This window comes from Bacillus sp. ME78 (genome assembly GCF_903970865.1).
Classification (GTDB): domain Bacteria; phylum Bacillota; class Bacilli; order Bacillales; family Bacillaceae_G; genus Bacillus_A; species Bacillus_A cereus.
In genome coordinates this window covers 59,692-75,531 of record NZ_CAJCKK010000002.1, presented here as the reverse complement: position 1 = coordinate 75,531, position 15,840 = coordinate 59,692, and the positions used below count along the sequence as shown (strand labels likewise).

Below are 15,840 nucleotides of genomic sequence, written 5' to 3'. Positions count from 1 at the left end.
TACTTTTTAATTATCTATTATGTGCTTTCTTTATAACGATTTTATCTTCTTCTACAGCTACTGTTACATAATCATTTTCTTCTAACCGAAGCTTATTTACAGCCTCATCTGGTAACTCTATGGCCATCAATCTATCGGTTACGATCACTTGACTATACACTTCATTTTCTTGTGATGAATTCACTACTTTTTGCTCATTTATAAAACGTACTGGTGGCACGCCAACTTCTTTTACTGTACGCCATTGTTTCCAAACATACGGAATTAACCATAGTAATCCAACAACTGTAAGACCGATACCAATCCATAAATTACTTTGCGCTTGTAATTCAGTAATTGAGATTGTACCACTTTCTTCTCCACCGAAAAATTGCATACTTGTTGCAATCAAATTATTTAGAGCGTGCACAGCTATATTCGTCCATATATTTTTTGTCTTTATGTATAAAAGACACATAACGACACCAAACATGAACGCACCAATAACATCAAAATGTCCTAGGCCAAAAATAATTGAAGATATAATTACAGCTTTTTTAATTCCCCATTTATGAGCCATCCGCTGTAAGAAAAATCCCCTAAAAATAACCTCTTCCATAATAGGTGCTAACACACATGCTGAAATGAAAGTAAATATCGTCATATATACGTTACTCGTATTAATAACATTTCCGTCTTCTAGCATAGTAACTAAGAAATTCGGTAACGTATGTGCTAATATGTAAAATTGAATCTGAGATATGCCAACTGAAAAAATCATCCCCATTATCGTTGCTAATACAATTAATCCCCAAGATAAACGCCCTGGCTTATCAAAAAAACTGTTAAATACAACATTATTTTTATTTGTTTTTACGTATAGCCAAAGTAACGGAAATACAAAAAATACAGTTATTTGTGAAATAACCTCCATCGTATTCTCAGAAACATTTGCTAGACCTAATGGTATCATTATAAGGAACACCCCTATAATCATCCATCCAAAAAAGCTACGTAGCCTTATACGTGAAAATGCATAGTGCATATAGAACACCCCCAAAGATAGTAAAAATAAAATAAAACTTTAATCAGTACTTTATAGGCAATCCTTTCCCTATAAATAGCAGGATAACTAAATTATAATATGAATATAGTTGAAATCCTTCCTATTTTTCTCAAATCATTTCAAACAGCATAGCTCTTAAAATACCATATCGCTGTTCTTCAAGTTGCAATCCAAGTGAAATTTATGTAATAAAAATCCCCGTTTTTACAAGCGGGGATTTCTTTTATTATAATACGTCACGTTTTTGGAATAATGCACTTGATGCTACAAGTAACACAACAAAGTATGCAGCTACAAGTAATAATGAAGTTGTAAACGTAAATTCTGTAAATGTTGGTTCCATTCCACCATTGATTAATTTATTACTATCGTAAGCTCTTAAATCCAAATGGTTGAATACTACAAACTTCGCTACACTTTTTGCAAACATTATTAATACCATGTTAATTGCACCTTGTAAGAAGAATAGGAACATCGTAATAATTAATGGTAATACAGACTTTCTAAAGACATTTGCTAGGAAAAATGCAAGTGTTGCAAAAAAGAATGGTGAAAGTAGTTGATATAAAGTGGACTTCATTACGATTCCTAACGTTAATTCTGTTTTACTACCATCCATTACAATACCGCCAATAATCATTGCACTTAGCATACCAGCTAATACGATAAATAACATTGCTAATAACACTGTAATATATTTAGAAAATAAAACTGCAAGTCTTTTTCTTGGACGGATTAACAATTGTTTAATTGTACCTTTTTGGAACTCATCAGTAAGAGTACGGGCAGCAAGTGTAATCCCAAAAATCGTTGTAAATAAAACAATTAAGCCAATCTCTGAGTTTGCATAATCTAAATATGATCCCTTAAACTCATCACCTTTTCCCCACTTCAACATTGCTAAAGTACCTAAAATTTCGAGTGCCGCAATGACACCAATTAAAATATACATACCTTTTTTCGCATGCAACTTTAAAAATTCATTTTGAATTAATTTAAACATTACGCTTTCACTCCCCAGTAATCGCTAAGAACTCATCCTCTAACGTTTTATTTTGAACAGTAACTCCGTATACAAGCACATCAGCATGAACAAGTTTTTTTACAAGTTGCGGAATGTTGTCTTTTGTTACAGATGCTACAATTACATTCCCTTTTGCTTTACCTTTAATGATTTCATTTGCTTTCTGAACTTCATCTACTTCAAACGCTACAACGACTGCCTCATCATGTTTCACTTTTTTATGTAAGTTGTACTCTTGTACAAACTCACCTTGTTTAATAATAACAACGCGATCACACATTAATTCAATTTCACTCAATAAGTGGCTTGATACGATTACAGCAATATTCTCTTCTTTCGCTAAACGTTGTAAATAATCACGAATTTGGCGAATACCAGCTGGATCTAATCCATTTGTCGGCTCATCTAAAATTAAGATTTTCGGCTGATGAAGTAATGCTTGTGCAATTCCTAAACGTTGTTTCATACCAAGTGAATATGTTTTCACCTTTTTATGAATCGCATGCTCTAATTCAACAAGCTTTACAATCTCAGCAATGCGCTCTTTACTAATTGGAGTAATGGCCATGTTCGCAAAATGCTTTAAGTTTTGCATTCCTGTCATATAATCATATAGTTCAGGATTTTCTACAATCGCTCCAATTTGCTCTAGTGCCTTTTCACGCTCCGAGCGAATACTATGTCCACAAATTGTAATATCGCCCTCTGTCATTGAAATAAGACCTGTCATCATACGGATCGTCGTCGTCTTACCGCTACCGTTCGGCCCAAGGAATCCGTATACTTCTCCTTCACGAACCTCAAATGATAAACCACGAATAATTTCCGTTCCACCAATCCTTTTTCGAACATTCTCTAACTTTACTACTACGTTTCCCAATGCTGATTCCTCCTTTAGACTTCTAGTTTTTTATCGACTATGTGACCTGTAACTACTAGTAATATAATTGTTAATAAACAATTAAAAAATAGATTTAAAATTGTAATCTCTGTACCAGAATAAAATGATGTATTTAAAAAACCATTTTGATCTATAAATCCAATATTATTTATAGCAAACACATACTTTTCTATTTGCTGAAAAATATACGTTATTCCTCCATTAAATGCGGTAAAAATGACGAATAAAACTAAACAAGCAACTTTATTCATCGATGATTTCACATTTAATAGTTTTACAATTACTATAATAAAATAAATAGAAACTAGCATATTAAGAAAATCTAGTCCCCATAATAAAATAGATAACATATGATGTAATATTCCATAATTATATAAACTGTGTATTGCTTGCTGAATACCTAAATTAGTTTTTCCATTGTAAATATTTAAAGAAAAATAGTATAGAAAAATGATTCCTATTCCTAGCAAAATCATAAAGAGTAGTACACAGAATAAAATATTTGCACATATATACTTTTTTGCTGAAATAGAAGTATAACGTAGCATAGAGTTTTTTAACATTTTCCGAAAAGACGATATACCTGTTAAAAGAATTGCAAATCCATTTATACCTAGTACGATAAAGAATATAATAATAATTATATCTTGCCTACCTGAAATTCTAACTCCTGAAACTCCTTTCATATTAAATAAAAGAATTAATGAAACTGTAATAAAACCAAAGTAAATAATGGCTATCTTTCTCTTATTACAATTATACAGATAAAGAAAAAGCTGACTCATTTCTCATAGGCCTCCTTAAACAGCTCATGTACTGCTTTACCCTTTTGAAATCGTAGTTCTTCCACATTTTCATGTAATATTATTTCTCCATCTTTCAAAAAGATTACTTCATCGAATATATTTTCGATTTCTCTTATTAAATGAGTCGATATAAGTAGCGTACAATCTTCACGATAAAATTTAAGTATTAACTCAAGTACATGTTCTCTAGAAACAAGATCTATCCCGCCCAATGGCTCATCCAGTACGTATAGCTTCGCTTTTCGAGAAAATGTTAAAATGATTTGCAGCTTCTCTATCATACCTTTTGACAATGCTGTAATTTTTTCTTCTAACGGTATTTTAAATTCTGCAATCGTATCTACCGCTTTTTGAATATCGAAGTCTTTATAAAAATCCCGGTAGAAAAATAAAGCGTCTTTTACAGTCATCCAATCATCAAAGACTGGCTTATCGGACATGAATGAAACGATTTCTTTCGTCTGTAATCCTACCTTTTTACCGTCTATTGTGATACTACCTTCAGAAGGGTGTTGCAAGCCTGCAATCATTTTCAATAACGTCGTTTTCCCGCTCCCGTTATCTCCAACAAGCCCAACGATTTTCCCTTCCGTAATCTCTATGTTTAATTCACGGATCACTGCTTTTAATCCGTATCTCTTCCATAAGTTTTCTATTTTTAATAGCTCTGTCATTGGCTCTCCTCCCTCTTATCATGTAATGAAGAACGAAGAATTGTAAGAATTTCTTCTTCTGAAAAACCTAAATTGTCCATTCCATCTATAAAAGAATGAAGTAATTCTTTCGCCATCTCTTTTCGCAGCTCCATAATTTTCTCCCCTTCATTCGTTACATACCGTCCCATTCCTCTACGTGTTATAACAACTCCATCCCGTTCTAGCTCTTGAAATGTACGCTGAATCGTATTTGGATTCACTTGTAATTCACTCGCTAATTCACGGACAGAGGGAATTTTATCACCAGGCAATAAATGTCCTGTTACGATCTCTTTTTTTATGTATTCCATTACCTGAATGTAAATTGGTATATTTGGAGAAAACTCTATTTTCATTTCTTCCCTCCTTTTGTATCGGTGTACTAGTTAAATAATACACCGATACAAAAAGTTTGTAAATACCCATTTAATTACAAAAAGTTCTATCCGTTAACCGAATAGAACTTCCCAAACATAAATCGCTATATAGAAATAATAGTGTTATGTAAACAAAATTATAAAGAAAAGCTGTCTTATCAATGAATAAGACAGCTTTTCTTTATAATCCTATATTAAAAGTTAAACACGAAGTCATCGTCAGCTAACTTTTCAACGTTCGTTGCTTTTACGTAACCATTTCCTTTTACAGAGAAGAAATCATGGTTTTTCGTATCTGTACGTAAACCATTTAAAACGATTGGGTTAATTTCTTCTTCTTCAAACTTCGGCTCAAGTCCTAAGTTCATAAGCCCTTTATTCGCATTGTAACGAACGAAACGATTTACATCTTCTACAAGACCGATAGAAGTGTAAATTTCTTCTGTATAGGCCATTTCAATTTCATATAGTTCCATTAATAACTCTTGTGTTTCTTTTTGCACTTCTTGTTGCTCTTCTGCAGAAAGTTCTGCGAAGATTTGTTGTGCTAAAATACCGACGAATACGCCGTGAATTGACTCATCACGAATTATCAAGTTAATAATCTCACCACTTGCTGTTAGTTTTCCTTGACCAGCTAAGTAAAGCGGATAGAAGAATCCACTATAGAATAAATAACTTTCTAAGAACACACTTGCTACCATTGCCATGTATAACTCTTTTTTCGTTACTTCAGGCTTTAACAAACGACGATAGTAACCAGTAATAATACCAGCCTTTTTCTCAAGTAATGGATGAGTATCTACCCATTCAAAAATATCATCAATTTCTTCTTCAGTAGCTAACGTCGTAAAGATATGACTGTAACTCTTCGCATGTACTTCTTCCATAGCTCCCATGAAAGCTAATACACTTTTTGCTTGTAAATTTTCAAGATGAACAAGTACAAGTGGCATCCCTTCGCCGCCTTGTTTCGTATCTAACAGTGTTAAACCACCTAATACACGCTTATAAGCAACCTGCTCTTCTTTTGATAATTGTGCCCAAGTATTTTTGTCAGAAGATACCGCGATTTCTTCTTCTGTCCAAAACTGAGCGATATTTTGCTTCCAAAACATTAAACTAAAATCATCTTCTTTTTTGTTCCAGTTTACCGCACGCATTAAATCGCCCCTTCTCTAAATATGATAACTAAGCATGAGCAGGGTTCAGAAAACCCTGCTCATCATGTCTCACTTTTTATATTAAACGGTACAAGCCACACACTCTTCTACGCTTAATTTACGTGTTCTCGTATAATACAGACTCTTTAAGCCTTTTTTATGTGCATAGATGTAGTAACGTGCTAATTCACGTGTTGAAATATCACTATTAACGTAAAGAATTGTACTAATTCCTTGGTCAATATGTTCTTGAATTTCTGCGATTAAATCAATTAATTTAAACTGATTTATATCGTAAGAAGATTTATAGTACCAGAACGTATCTTTTGATAAATACGGCATTGGATAATATGTTGTCGCGTTCGCATATGTTCTTGATTCGATTTGACTTACGATCGGCATTACGCTTGAAGTTGCATTTTGAACGTAACTGATTGATTGTGTTGGAGCGATAGCAAGACGATATGAGTTGTATAAACCATTCTTCTGCACTTGCTCTTTTAAACTTGTCCAATCTTCTTTTGTTGGAATATGAATTCCTTCAAATAGTTGCTGAACTTTTTCAGTTACTGGGCTGTAATCTGTTGTTTCATACTTTTCGAAGTATGTGCCATTCGCATAATCAGATTTATCGAAGTCTTTAAATGTCTCGCCTTTTTCTGTAGCGATTTCCATACTTTTCTCAATAGAATAGTAATTTAACATCATAAAGAATGTACGAGCGAATTCTTTCGCTTCTGCACTTTCATAAGCGATTTTATTTTTTGCTAAATATCCGTGTAAGTTCATTGCTCCAAGTCCAACTGAATGAAGCTCGTCATTTGCTTTTTTCACAGTTGGTGCATTCGGAATAATCGTCATATCAGAAACAGCTGTTAAAGCTTCCATTCCCGCATGAACTGCTTCACGAATTTCTTTATTTTCCATTACGTTTACGATATTTAACGATCCTAAGTTACAGTTAATATCACGACGGATAATGTCATCTGTACCGTAATCATTTATTTCTGAAGTTTCTTGAAGCTGGAAGATTTCTGTACATAAGTTCGACATCTTCACAGTTCCAATATCCTTCAATGGATGTTGATTATTTGCATTTGATTTAAACATTAAGTATGGGTAACCAGACTCAAGCTGAATCATAGCGATTTTAATAAGCATATCACGTGCACTAATATCTAGTGGCTTCTTCTTCACTTTCGGATTGCTCATTAATTCATCGTACATTTCATCAATGTCAATATCATCTAAATGCTTGCCATATTCTTTATAAACCGTATAAGGCGCGAAAACATGGAAAGGTTCGTTTTTCTCAGCAAGCTCAAAGAACTTACTTGGAACGATAATTCCGATTGATAGAGACTGAATACGGCTCTTCTCATCGGCATTTATTTTTTTTGTATCAAGGAATTCAATAATATCCCAATGGAAAATGTTTAAATATACTGCACCGGCACCTTTTCGTTGACCAAGCTGATTCGCATATGAAAACGAATCTTCAAGCAACTTCATAACAGGTACTACGCCACTTGCAGCGTTGTCGATACCTTTAATTTGCTCACCGCGTGCGCGTAGCTTAGATAAGTTTAAAGCTACTCCCCCGCCGATTTTCGATAATTGCATCGCAGTATTAATGTTAAAGCCGATTGAATTTAAGCTATCGTCCATCTCTAACAAGAAACAAGACACCATTTCTCCTCTTCTGCTTCTTCCCGCATTTAAAAAGGTTGGTGTCGCTGGTTGGTAGTTTTGTTTTACAATCATGCTTGCGAATTGTCTTGCCTTCGAAACATCACCGCGTCCTAAGTATAATGAAACAATTGCTACACGATCTTCATAGCTTTCTAAGTATTGTTTTTGATCATTCGTTTTTAACGCATAATCTTTGTAGAACTTAGATGCTGCCATATAAGATTGGAACTCGAAGTTTTCACCATAAGCGATGTTATATACTTCCTCTACTTCCTCCAAGCTATACTCGTCCAGAACGTTGTAATAGTAATCATGTTCTTTCATATACTCCATTCGCTCTGCCACGCTATTAAAAGGAACGGTATTCTCTCTAGCTTCTTCCATAAAGACTTCTAATGCCTCTTTATCTTTATGAAGCTGATAAAAACCGTCCTGCATTTGCGTGATTTCATTATTCAGTTCAATGTGTCGCAATCTCCCGCACCCTTTCCTTAAAATATTCTACATCGTTATTTGTTCCAGATAACTCAAATTTTGATACAATAGGCACTTCATATTTAGTAGAAATCTTGTCAGCACTTGCACCGAACATGTCTCCCCAGTTACGATTGCCGCTTGCAGATACGCCTTTTAATTTTTCATTATTGCGCTCTAAAAAGTCTAAAACACGTTCTGGTATATTGCCAAAACCTGTTGTATACGTAATAAGAATAAAGTCTTCATCTATTACTAGATCTTCATCAATTTGAACGGCCGGCATATTTAATTTGTGAATGAAACGCTTCACGTTTCCTGTCATAGAATCATATGCAACTAACATTTCCGACCCTCCCTCTCAAATCTATATTCTCTATATGTTGTTCTTGATTTCTCTATATATTGTATTACGTTTCAAAATAAGACACAAGATATATGTATAAATTCTTTCTTTTTTTAACTTTTACTTTTCGACATGATAGCCGTTTTTTTTCAATACAATGACTATGAAACAACATTCTAAAACTCATGTCAATAAAGTGCTTTTCAAAAAAGTTGTCAACGAATTTAACCTTATTTTTAAAAAAGTTAACAATATATTTTGTCATAAAACGGTAGATGCTGAAGAAATATATTTCTCCAGCATCACGCAAAAAAGAACAGATATAAAACGATAATCTGCTCTAAAAAACGATTACATTTATCAAATTTACCTTATTAAATATATTATACATATACTTTCGTCTCTCGTTACATACTAAAAGATAACTATTATAGAAAAAGATTATTATTATGGAACTTCAATTTATTTATGAAAAGTTTATTCAGAGTGCTCAATACGCAAAATATCTTTTACAAATATGTGATGTGGATTTTCATCTTTATCAAGCATTGTACATACAGGAGCCTCTTCATCAAAGTATACAATCATTCCTTCAACATACTGATATGTATGTTGAACTTGTACAGTTACTTTAATTTCTATCGCTTCTTCATATGCTCTTTTTATTTTCTGAAGCATTTTTGCTGAACATTTTCGTTTCTCTGGATACATAACCATTCCCATAAATCTATTGCCGGCTCTATCTTTCCACATATAATCCCAATGTGGTAAAATGCCTTGTTTAAAATCGCCCATAATTCCCCTCTCCTTTATCTTTTATTTATCCCACATTAAACGTCCAGTTGGTGAAGGTTACTAATCAGTGAGGGATGCCCTGCTGATCAAAATTCCCCTTTATGAACGTGGCGTTTCTGAATATGTATAAATCACTTGCCCGCCTCGCTGTGCGTTACCAATGAAATGCTTAAAGTCTTCTCTATTTACAACAACTTCTCTGAACGTATAAAATACATCTTTCGTAACAACATACTCCGTTATTTCACCATTTTTCAGCTGATCTAAAATTGTATTTGCTAATTCTTTATCCATGTATTTCACCTCTCTGCAATATTTTATTCTATCGTATATTCTATAGGTCAACAACTGTAAAATTATCCCGCTATTTGCGGGTAGTCCGATTGGTATTGACTACTAATCAGTCGTGGAATGAACAAAAAATCTTACTGATTAACATTTCACTTTATCTTGTTGTTATGCCATGATTTTATTTTCGTTATTTCGCAAACAATATCGTTTTACTATATGTCCACTAAATATCATATACTAACATAGCTACTTCTCTATATCAAACATTTCGGCATTCAATTATGCAAAGTTCCATACCACTATGCTACAATATACAAATAGAACTAGGAGGGATACTATGATTCGGAAAGCAAAAAAGACAGATGCAATGGCAATAGCTCCTTTATTGTATAATGCTCTGCATGAAATTGCTGAAAAAATCACAGGTAGCACAGTTGAAGCAGAAGTATTACTAGGACTTGAGACATGGTTCTCAAAAGAAAATAACCGTCTGAGCTACGAAAACTGTTTTATTTATGAACAAGACGAGAGTGCAGTTGGAATTATTGTCGCTTATCACGGTAGTGAAGCAACACAGCTTGACGCACCAATTGTACATCACTTAAGAGAATTACATAAAGATGAATCGATTACGTTAGAAAAAGAAGCTGAGCTTGATGAGTATTACATTGATACATTATCAGTTTCAAGTGCACACGGTGGAAAAGGTATTGGTTCTAAATTAATTGAAGCTGCCGAAATCTATGCAACTGAAAAAGGGCATGAAAAAATCGCTTTACTTGTTAATTTAGAAAACACACGCGCCTATTCACTATACGAAAAGTTAGGTTATAAAAAAGATGAAATTGTTATGCTAGTAGGCGAACCTTATGCTCATCTCGTAAAACCATTAAACGTCAAAATTTCTATATCTTAAAAAGAAAGCACACGATTTATATAAATCGTGTGCTTTTATGTTAAATTCGTATTTAATATATTTCCATCCATCGCCTCGTGAAACGTATATGTTGTACATCCCCATGGCTTTCTATGCAAAATAGGAGAACCAGACCATCCCATTGCCCTCAGCTCCGTTCCAATCATCGAATTAAAATAATTATGACCTACAAGAGCAATACTTCCATGTACGAGAGCATAACGATGTAACAGGTAAGCCGCTTGCCTTGCCCTCTCTCTTACTTCCTTATAAGACTCAACATCTTTATGGTAGCCAAGTATCCATAATGTGCGCCCAATGAACATCCATACCTTAATTGTGCATTTCAACCACTTCGGAGCAAAAAAGTATGAAGGAACTTCAGCTTCTCTAAAAAGAGAGTTTTGCATAAAAGATAAAGAATCCGTTAATTCAGCTGCTGATTGTACAGCACGCCTTTGATCACTTGTTAAGACAAATTTCGCTGCTTCAATTGCCTCTATTGTTTCTATCGGCATTTTAGCTTTTTGTATCATTGACTCGGAATCATACTGTTTCATCCATTCGTGAAATGAATTAATTGTCATCGGTTCTCTTATACGACCTAAACAACCATGACGAATAAAAGAAATCTTCATTCTTTTCACTCTCCATTCATCACTTACGAACTCTATTATGCACTAGTTCTAAACATCATACCACGCAAGAAAAGAAAGTCATATACCTTTACATCTCCCCACCACTATCATGCGTTATCGAAGCATGGATACCATCCATCCCATCAAAATATGTACTCGTATCATATTGACGAATCTTTTTTAAATGCATATAAGAAAATAAAAATAAAATTAAAGCTATAACACTCCCCACAAATTCAAACATCATTTTACCGCCTCTAATTTCTCCCACTTCAGCAGGTTATTCTACTTTTTCATTATACCTCGATATAAAGATTCCCGCATTTTTGCTATTTTTTTCAAATAACATGGATTTTCTACATATTTTCTTACAAAAAGTGAATATTTTTCGAATTTTTACTTTGGAAACATTTACAAAGTAGGAAATATGGTTCAAAATAGGAGGAAATAAAAAAAACCCAAATTTATTCTTTTTTTGGGAAAACTGTAACAAGGAGAGTTGCTTATGCAGATCGCAGAAACTGGAGATATCATCGAATTTAAAGGTGGAATGCAAGGCCGTGTTCAAAAAGTAAATCAAAACTCTGTTATTGTTGATATAACAATTATGAAGAATTTTAGAGAACTAGATATGGAACCTCTTACAGTTGTAAGTCATAAAAACTATACTGTCATTAATCAAAATGCATAATATAATAGAAAGAAAGGGCCTGTATAGTATACAGGCCCTTTCTTTCTATTAACGATTATCAATTGTTTCCGGATATAGATCGTGGTTCATCATGCGGTAGTCAGCCATTTGTTCATACTTCGTCCCTGGGCGACCGTAGTTGCAGTATGGATCAATTGAAATGCCACCACGTGGTGTGAATTTCCCCCATACCTCAATGTAACGTGGATCCATTAATTTAATTAAATCGTTCATAATAACGTTCATGCAATCTTCGTGGAAATCACCATGATTGCGGAAACTAAATAAATACAACTTTAAAGATTTACTCTCTACCATTTTTTGCTCTGGAATATAGCTAATATAAATTGTTGCAAAATCTGGTTGTCCTGTTTTCGGACATAAACTTGTAAATTCAGGACAATTGAATTTTACAAAATAATCACGGTTTGGATGATTATTATCAAATATCTCTAATATTTCTGGGCTATATTCAAATAAATATTTTGTATTTTGATTTCCTAATAATGTTACATCTTTTAAATCTTCATCTAATCTTCCAGTCATTTTAAACATCCCTTCTCGTTATACGCCGCGTTTATTTCCCCATACTAACGCATGAAGCTGAGGCAATACTTTTGCATCATTCATCTCTTTACAATTTACAGCTTTATCAATCAGCCACTCATACTTATCTAATAATTTTTTAATAAGCATCGCATCATCCACTGTTTTTGTATCATCGTTTCCTACTTGCAGGAAAAATGGTACACCTGGATAACGTTCGTGCATCTTAACTGCATATTCAAAATCATGCTCATCGAATACTACTACTTTTAAACTAATATCTTTTCCTGCTAGTTTCTGAATAATAGCATCTAACTTCTGAAAATCTGTTTTCATCGTCGAACTTGGTGGTTTTGGAGAAATTGTTACCTCATCAATTTGAAGTAACCAATCTTGCCATTTACTCCCTTGCGTTTCAATTGCCGTTCGCATTCCATTTTCTTTTAATATTGAAAGAAGAAACTCAATATTTTTCAGTAATGCCGGATTTCCACCTGAAATCGTAACATGAGAAAAATTTTCTCCTCCAATTGCAACAAGCTCATCCCAAATATCTTCTGGTGTCATCTGTCTAATTTGATCTTTAGCTGATCCATCCCACGTAAAAGCAGAATCACACCAAGCACAGCTATAATCACAACCAGCTGTACGGATAAACATTGTCTTTTGCCCTACAACCATTCCTTCACCTTGAATAGTCGGACCGAATATTTCTAAGACAGGGATTTTACTCATCAAGCATCCACTCCCGTCTTACTTCCGCATAACTAGTCGGCGTCTCAAATAGACGAACAAATTCAACGCGAGCTCCTTTATATTCGTTCACTCGATTCTCTTTTGTTAGTGCTTCTGCCATCTTTTCATAAATCCAAACGACCATATTTTCAGCAGTCGTATTCATTGCAGGTAACGTTTCGTTTAAATAACGATGATCTAAATAAATTTCGATTTCATTCTTCCAAATTTCTTTTATATCTCCAAAGTCAATTGCAAGACCTATTTCATTTACATATCCACTAATTCCAAATACAACTTTATATGTGTGACCATGTAAGTTTTTACATTTCCCTTCATAACAGTGTAAATGGTGTGCTGCATCAAATGTAAATTCCTTGCTGACCATTACTCTTTTATTATGGTATTTGAGTTGTTTACGCTGAATATCCTTGTCCATTTTTTGCAAATTCTCTACGATGCGAAATCCAAAAAAGTTATCCATTAGTTGTTCGCTCCTTCGCGTTCCTGTAGGTACGTATCTAATCCTGCTTTACGAAGTTGACATGCTGGACATTCACCGCAACCATCACCAATGATTCCGTTATAACATGTTAATGTTTTTTCCCGAACAAACTCAAATGCTCCAAGTTCATCTGATAATTTCCATGTTTCAGCTTTATCAATCCACATAAGTGGCGTGTGAATGACAAACGGGTAATCCATAGATAAATTTAAAGTAACGTTTAACGATTTCACAAACACGTCACGGCAGTCTGGATAACCACTGAAATCAGTTTCACATACACCTGTTACAATATGACGTGCTCCAACTTGTTTTGCTAATACAGCAGCAAATGATAGGAAGAGTAAATTTCGTCCATCTACAAATGTCGATGGCAATTCACCTTCTTCATGTGTAATCTCCATATCCGTTCTCGTTAACGCATTTGGAGCAAGTTGATTTAATAGACTCATATCTAGTACCGTATGCTTTATTCCTAGCTCTTTTGCAATTTCCGCTGCACAATCAATTTCTAGCTTATGACGTTGATTGTAATTAAATGTTACAGCTTCTACCTCTGCAAACTGCTCTATTGCCCAAAATAAACATGTCGTACTATCTTGTCCTCCACTAAAAACAACAACTGCTTTTTCTTTTTTCATTTCACTCATTCTCCTTCTCTACTATAAATAAGAAGAAAGAACGTTCTTGAACTGTCACAATAAAAAAACAAAACAATACCTAAGGATATTGTTGTTTCCATAGTTTTTTATAGAGGGAGTTCGCGAACCTCTCCCGCGCGGTGCACGGAATTTCTTCTTTCATTGACACAGCTTATTGTAACATATTGTATACTAGCGTAAAAATTTCTGATTTTTCCGCTATTTATCATTTCATTTCTTTCATTTTATAGTATGATTAATTTAATATAAGAAGAGAGGAGGCATCCCACTGAAATCCTTTATTATTTATCTCTTTTTAAATATATTATTCATCCTGATTACAATGCTCGTATATCATTTATTTTGGAATCAAAAAGGGAAACGCTCTCCTAAATTAAATTCAGCTATATTCATTGTACTCTGTTGCCTCGCTACCGTACTCTGTATTACATTTGCAGCAAAAACAAATAATGGTTTTCAATTTGATATGCGCCATATTGTATTAATTGTCGGTACATTAACGGGAGGGCCTATTGCTGGTGGTTCTATCTTAGTTGTATTAAACATATATCGCTTATTATTAGGTGGGATCGGTGTTTTCCCATCTCTTATCGGTTCTGTTCTTCTATTTATTGTTCTACTATTAACATATAAATTTTTCAATCGAACTTCTAATCGTATAAAAATAACACTTGCTATTATCTACAGTCTCACATACGGATTTAGTTGGATACCCTTCTTCCTTTCAAAGGTTACAAATAAGACTGATTATATACCGCATATTATTGTGTATGAGTTATGTTCAATGCTTGGTACGATTCTAATTTTATATTTACTACACATATTACAAACTCAAGTTCGTCTCCAAAACGAACTTATAAATGCTGAAAAATTTCATTTAATTGGTGAAATGGCAGCGTCTATCTCTCATGAAATTCGCAATCCATTAACTTCAACAAAAGGGTTTTTACAACTGTTACAATCAGATACATGCACTGAGCAGGAACGAAAATTATATATCGACATTGCCATTAACGGCATTGAACAAGCAAATCATGTTCTTACAGATTATTTAACCTTTGCTAAACCAAGCATTGAAAAAGAACAAACATTACAGTTAGAAGAAGAATTACTACATGCATTGTCGTTAATTACACCGCTTGCTAATTTAACAAATGTACGTACTCATTATATAAAGCAAAGCACTTCTTTTTTTATCGCTGGAGAAAAGCAAAAACTAAATCAATGTTTATTAAATATTTTAAAAAATTGCATTGAGGCTATGCCAAAAGGCGGTGATCTTTATTTCACATTAGTTCCTGATCATAAGCATATTCAGTTATATATAAAAGATACAGGAGTCGGTATGGATTCAGAACAAGTAAAACGTCTTGGCTCGCCTTTCTATTCAACGAAAGAAAAAGGCACTGGACTTGGAATGATGGTCGTATTCAGTGTTGTTCAAGCTATGAATGGAAAAATTGATATTATAAGTGAAAAAGGAATCGGTACAACCTTTTTATTAACTTTTCCACTCATACAAAAAACGTGATGAAATA

20 protein-coding genes and 1 riboswitch are annotated in these 15,840 nt (G+C 33.8%); of the genes, 3 read left to right on the top strand and 17 right to left on the bottom strand.

The annotated features are described in order from the left end of the window. Positions 1-10 precede the first annotated feature (10 nt). From H6481_RS03995 to H6481_RS03945, 11 genes are all read right to left on the bottom strand, one after another. Positions 11-1,024 carry a CPBP family intramembrane glutamic endopeptidase gene (locus H6481_RS03995; RefSeq protein WP_000558812.1) on the bottom strand — a complete coding sequence of 338 codons (1,014 nt, stop codon included), beginning with the start codon at positions 1,022-1,024 and terminating at the stop codon, positions 11-13. Positions 1,025-1,271: 247 nt separating this feature from the next. Next, positions 1,272-2,048, bottom strand: a complete 777-nt coding sequence (locus tag H6481_RS03990) for an ABC transporter permease (protein WP_182811066.1) — start codon at positions 2,046-2,048, stop codon at positions 1,272-1,274. Positions 2,049-2,055: 7 nt separating this feature from the next. Further along, entirely contained in the window at positions 2,056-2,949 is an 894-nt protein-coding gene (locus tag H6481_RS03985; protein ID WP_182811064.1) for an ABC transporter ATP-binding protein, read from the bottom strand. Between the two features lie 14 nt (positions 2,950-2,963). Further along, positions 2,964-3,755: an ABC transporter permease gene (locus H6481_RS03980; RefSeq protein WP_182811062.1), complete on the bottom strand. Its 792-nt coding sequence runs from the start codon at positions 3,753-3,755 to the stop codon at positions 2,964-2,966. Then, on the bottom strand, positions 3,752-4,450 hold the full coding sequence (locus H6481_RS03975; RefSeq protein WP_000137746.1) for an ABC transporter ATP-binding protein: 699 nt from the start codon (positions 4,448-4,450) through the stop codon (positions 3,752-3,754). The genes H6481_RS03980 and H6481_RS03975 overlap by 4 nt, the downstream gene beginning before the upstream one ends. After that, a complete protein-coding gene (locus H6481_RS03970) occupies positions 4,447-4,827 on the bottom strand; it encodes a GntR family transcriptional regulator (RefSeq protein ID WP_078993550.1) in 381 nt (126 codons plus the stop codon). Before H6481_RS03970 ends, H6481_RS03975 begins: the two co-directional genes overlap by 4 nt. Before the next feature lie 215 nt (positions 4,828-5,042). Then, positions 5,043-6,011: a class 1b ribonucleoside-diphosphate reductase subunit beta gene (gene nrdF / locus H6481_RS03965; RefSeq protein ID WP_001203020.1), complete on the bottom strand. Its 969-nt coding sequence runs from the start codon at positions 6,009-6,011 to the stop codon at positions 5,043-5,045. An 81-nt stretch (positions 6,012-6,092) separates the two neighbouring features. Beyond that, a complete protein-coding gene (gene nrdE, locus H6481_RS03960; RefSeq protein WP_001215838.1) occupies positions 6,093-8,177 on the bottom strand; it encodes a class 1b ribonucleoside-diphosphate reductase subunit alpha in 2,085 nt (694 codons plus the stop codon). Further along, positions 8,164-8,523 carry a class Ib ribonucleoside-diphosphate reductase assembly flavoprotein NrdI gene (nrdI, locus tag H6481_RS03955; RefSeq protein ID WP_182811060.1) on the bottom strand — a complete coding sequence of 120 codons (360 nt, stop codon included), beginning with the start codon at positions 8,521-8,523 and terminating at the stop codon, positions 8,164-8,166. Before nrdI ends, nrdE begins: the two co-directional genes overlap by 14 nt. 477 nt (positions 8,524-9,000) lie before the next feature. Further along, positions 9,001-9,318, bottom strand: a complete 318-nt coding sequence (locus H6481_RS03950) for a hypothetical protein (RefSeq protein ID WP_000502199.1) — start codon at positions 9,316-9,318, stop codon at positions 9,001-9,003. Positions 9,319-9,417: 99 nt separating this feature from the next. Then, positions 9,418-9,612 (bottom strand): hypothetical protein, encoded by a 195-nt coding sequence (locus H6481_RS03945; RefSeq protein ID WP_000356686.1) that lies wholly within the window; start codon positions 9,610-9,612, stop codon positions 9,418-9,420. Between the two features lie 334 nt (positions 9,613-9,946). Here H6481_RS03945 and H6481_RS03940 point away from each other — a divergent pair, with 334 nt between their 5' ends. Next, a complete protein-coding gene (locus H6481_RS03940; protein WP_000619547.1) occupies positions 9,947-10,525 on the top strand; it encodes a GNAT family N-acetyltransferase in 579 nt (192 codons plus the stop codon). A gap of 35 nt (positions 10,526-10,560) precedes the next feature. Here H6481_RS03940 and H6481_RS03935 read toward each other — a convergent pair whose 3' ends face one another. Then, positions 10,561-11,163: a hypothetical protein gene (locus tag H6481_RS03935; protein ID WP_000703093.1), complete on the bottom strand. Its 603-nt coding sequence runs from the start codon at positions 11,161-11,163 to the stop codon at positions 10,561-10,563. Between the two features lie 88 nt (positions 11,164-11,251). After that, the gene (locus tag H6481_RS03930; RefSeq protein WP_000461432.1) at positions 11,252-11,407 is read right to left on the bottom strand and encodes a hypothetical protein; all 156 of its coding nucleotides are present in this window, start codon (positions 11,405-11,407) and stop codon (positions 11,252-11,254) included. A 261-nt stretch (positions 11,408-11,668) separates the two neighbouring features. Between H6481_RS03930 and H6481_RS03925 the strand changes: the two genes are divergently transcribed. Beyond that, on the top strand, positions 11,669-11,854 hold the full coding sequence (locus H6481_RS03925; RefSeq protein WP_001165082.1) for a DUF2187 family protein: 186 nt from the start codon (positions 11,669-11,671) through the stop codon (positions 11,852-11,854). Positions 11,855-11,902: 48 nt separating this feature from the next. Here the strand turns inward: H6481_RS03925 and queF are convergent, their stop codons facing one another. From queF to queC, 4 genes are read right to left on the bottom strand one after another with little or no spacing between them, the layout of a single operon-like run. Then, on the bottom strand, positions 11,903-12,400 hold the full coding sequence (gene queF / locus H6481_RS03920; protein WP_182811058.1) for a preQ(1) synthase: 498 nt from the start codon (positions 12,398-12,400) through the stop codon (positions 11,903-11,905). A gap of 18 nt (positions 12,401-12,418) precedes the next feature. Beyond that, the gene (gene queE / locus H6481_RS03915) at positions 12,419-13,135 is read right to left on the bottom strand and encodes a 7-carboxy-7-deazaguanine synthase QueE (RefSeq protein WP_182811056.1); all 717 of its coding nucleotides are present in this window, start codon (positions 13,133-13,135) and stop codon (positions 12,419-12,421) included. Continuing rightward, positions 13,128-13,619: a 6-carboxytetrahydropterin synthase QueD gene (gene queD / locus H6481_RS03910; RefSeq protein WP_000368414.1), complete on the bottom strand. Its 492-nt coding sequence runs from the start codon at positions 13,617-13,619 to the stop codon at positions 13,128-13,130. The genes queE and queD overlap by 8 nt, the downstream gene beginning before the upstream one ends. Continuing rightward, positions 13,619-14,281: a 7-cyano-7-deazaguanine synthase QueC gene (gene queC, locus H6481_RS03905; RefSeq protein WP_000711595.1), complete on the bottom strand. Its 663-nt coding sequence runs from the start codon at positions 14,279-14,281 to the stop codon at positions 13,619-13,621. Before queC ends, queD begins: the two co-directional genes overlap by 1 nt. Positions 14,282-14,374: 93 nt before the next feature. Beyond that, positions 14,375-14,418, bottom strand: a riboswitch (PreQ1 riboswitch). Between the two features lie 206 nt (positions 14,419-14,624). Here queC and kinB point away from each other — a divergent pair. Then, the gene (gene kinB / locus H6481_RS03900; RefSeq protein WP_000964151.1) at positions 14,625-15,833 is read left to right on the top strand and encodes a sporulation sensor histidine kinase KinB; all 1,209 of its coding nucleotides are present in this window, start codon (positions 14,625-14,627) and stop codon (positions 15,831-15,833) included. Positions 15,834-15,840 lie beyond the last annotated feature (7 nt).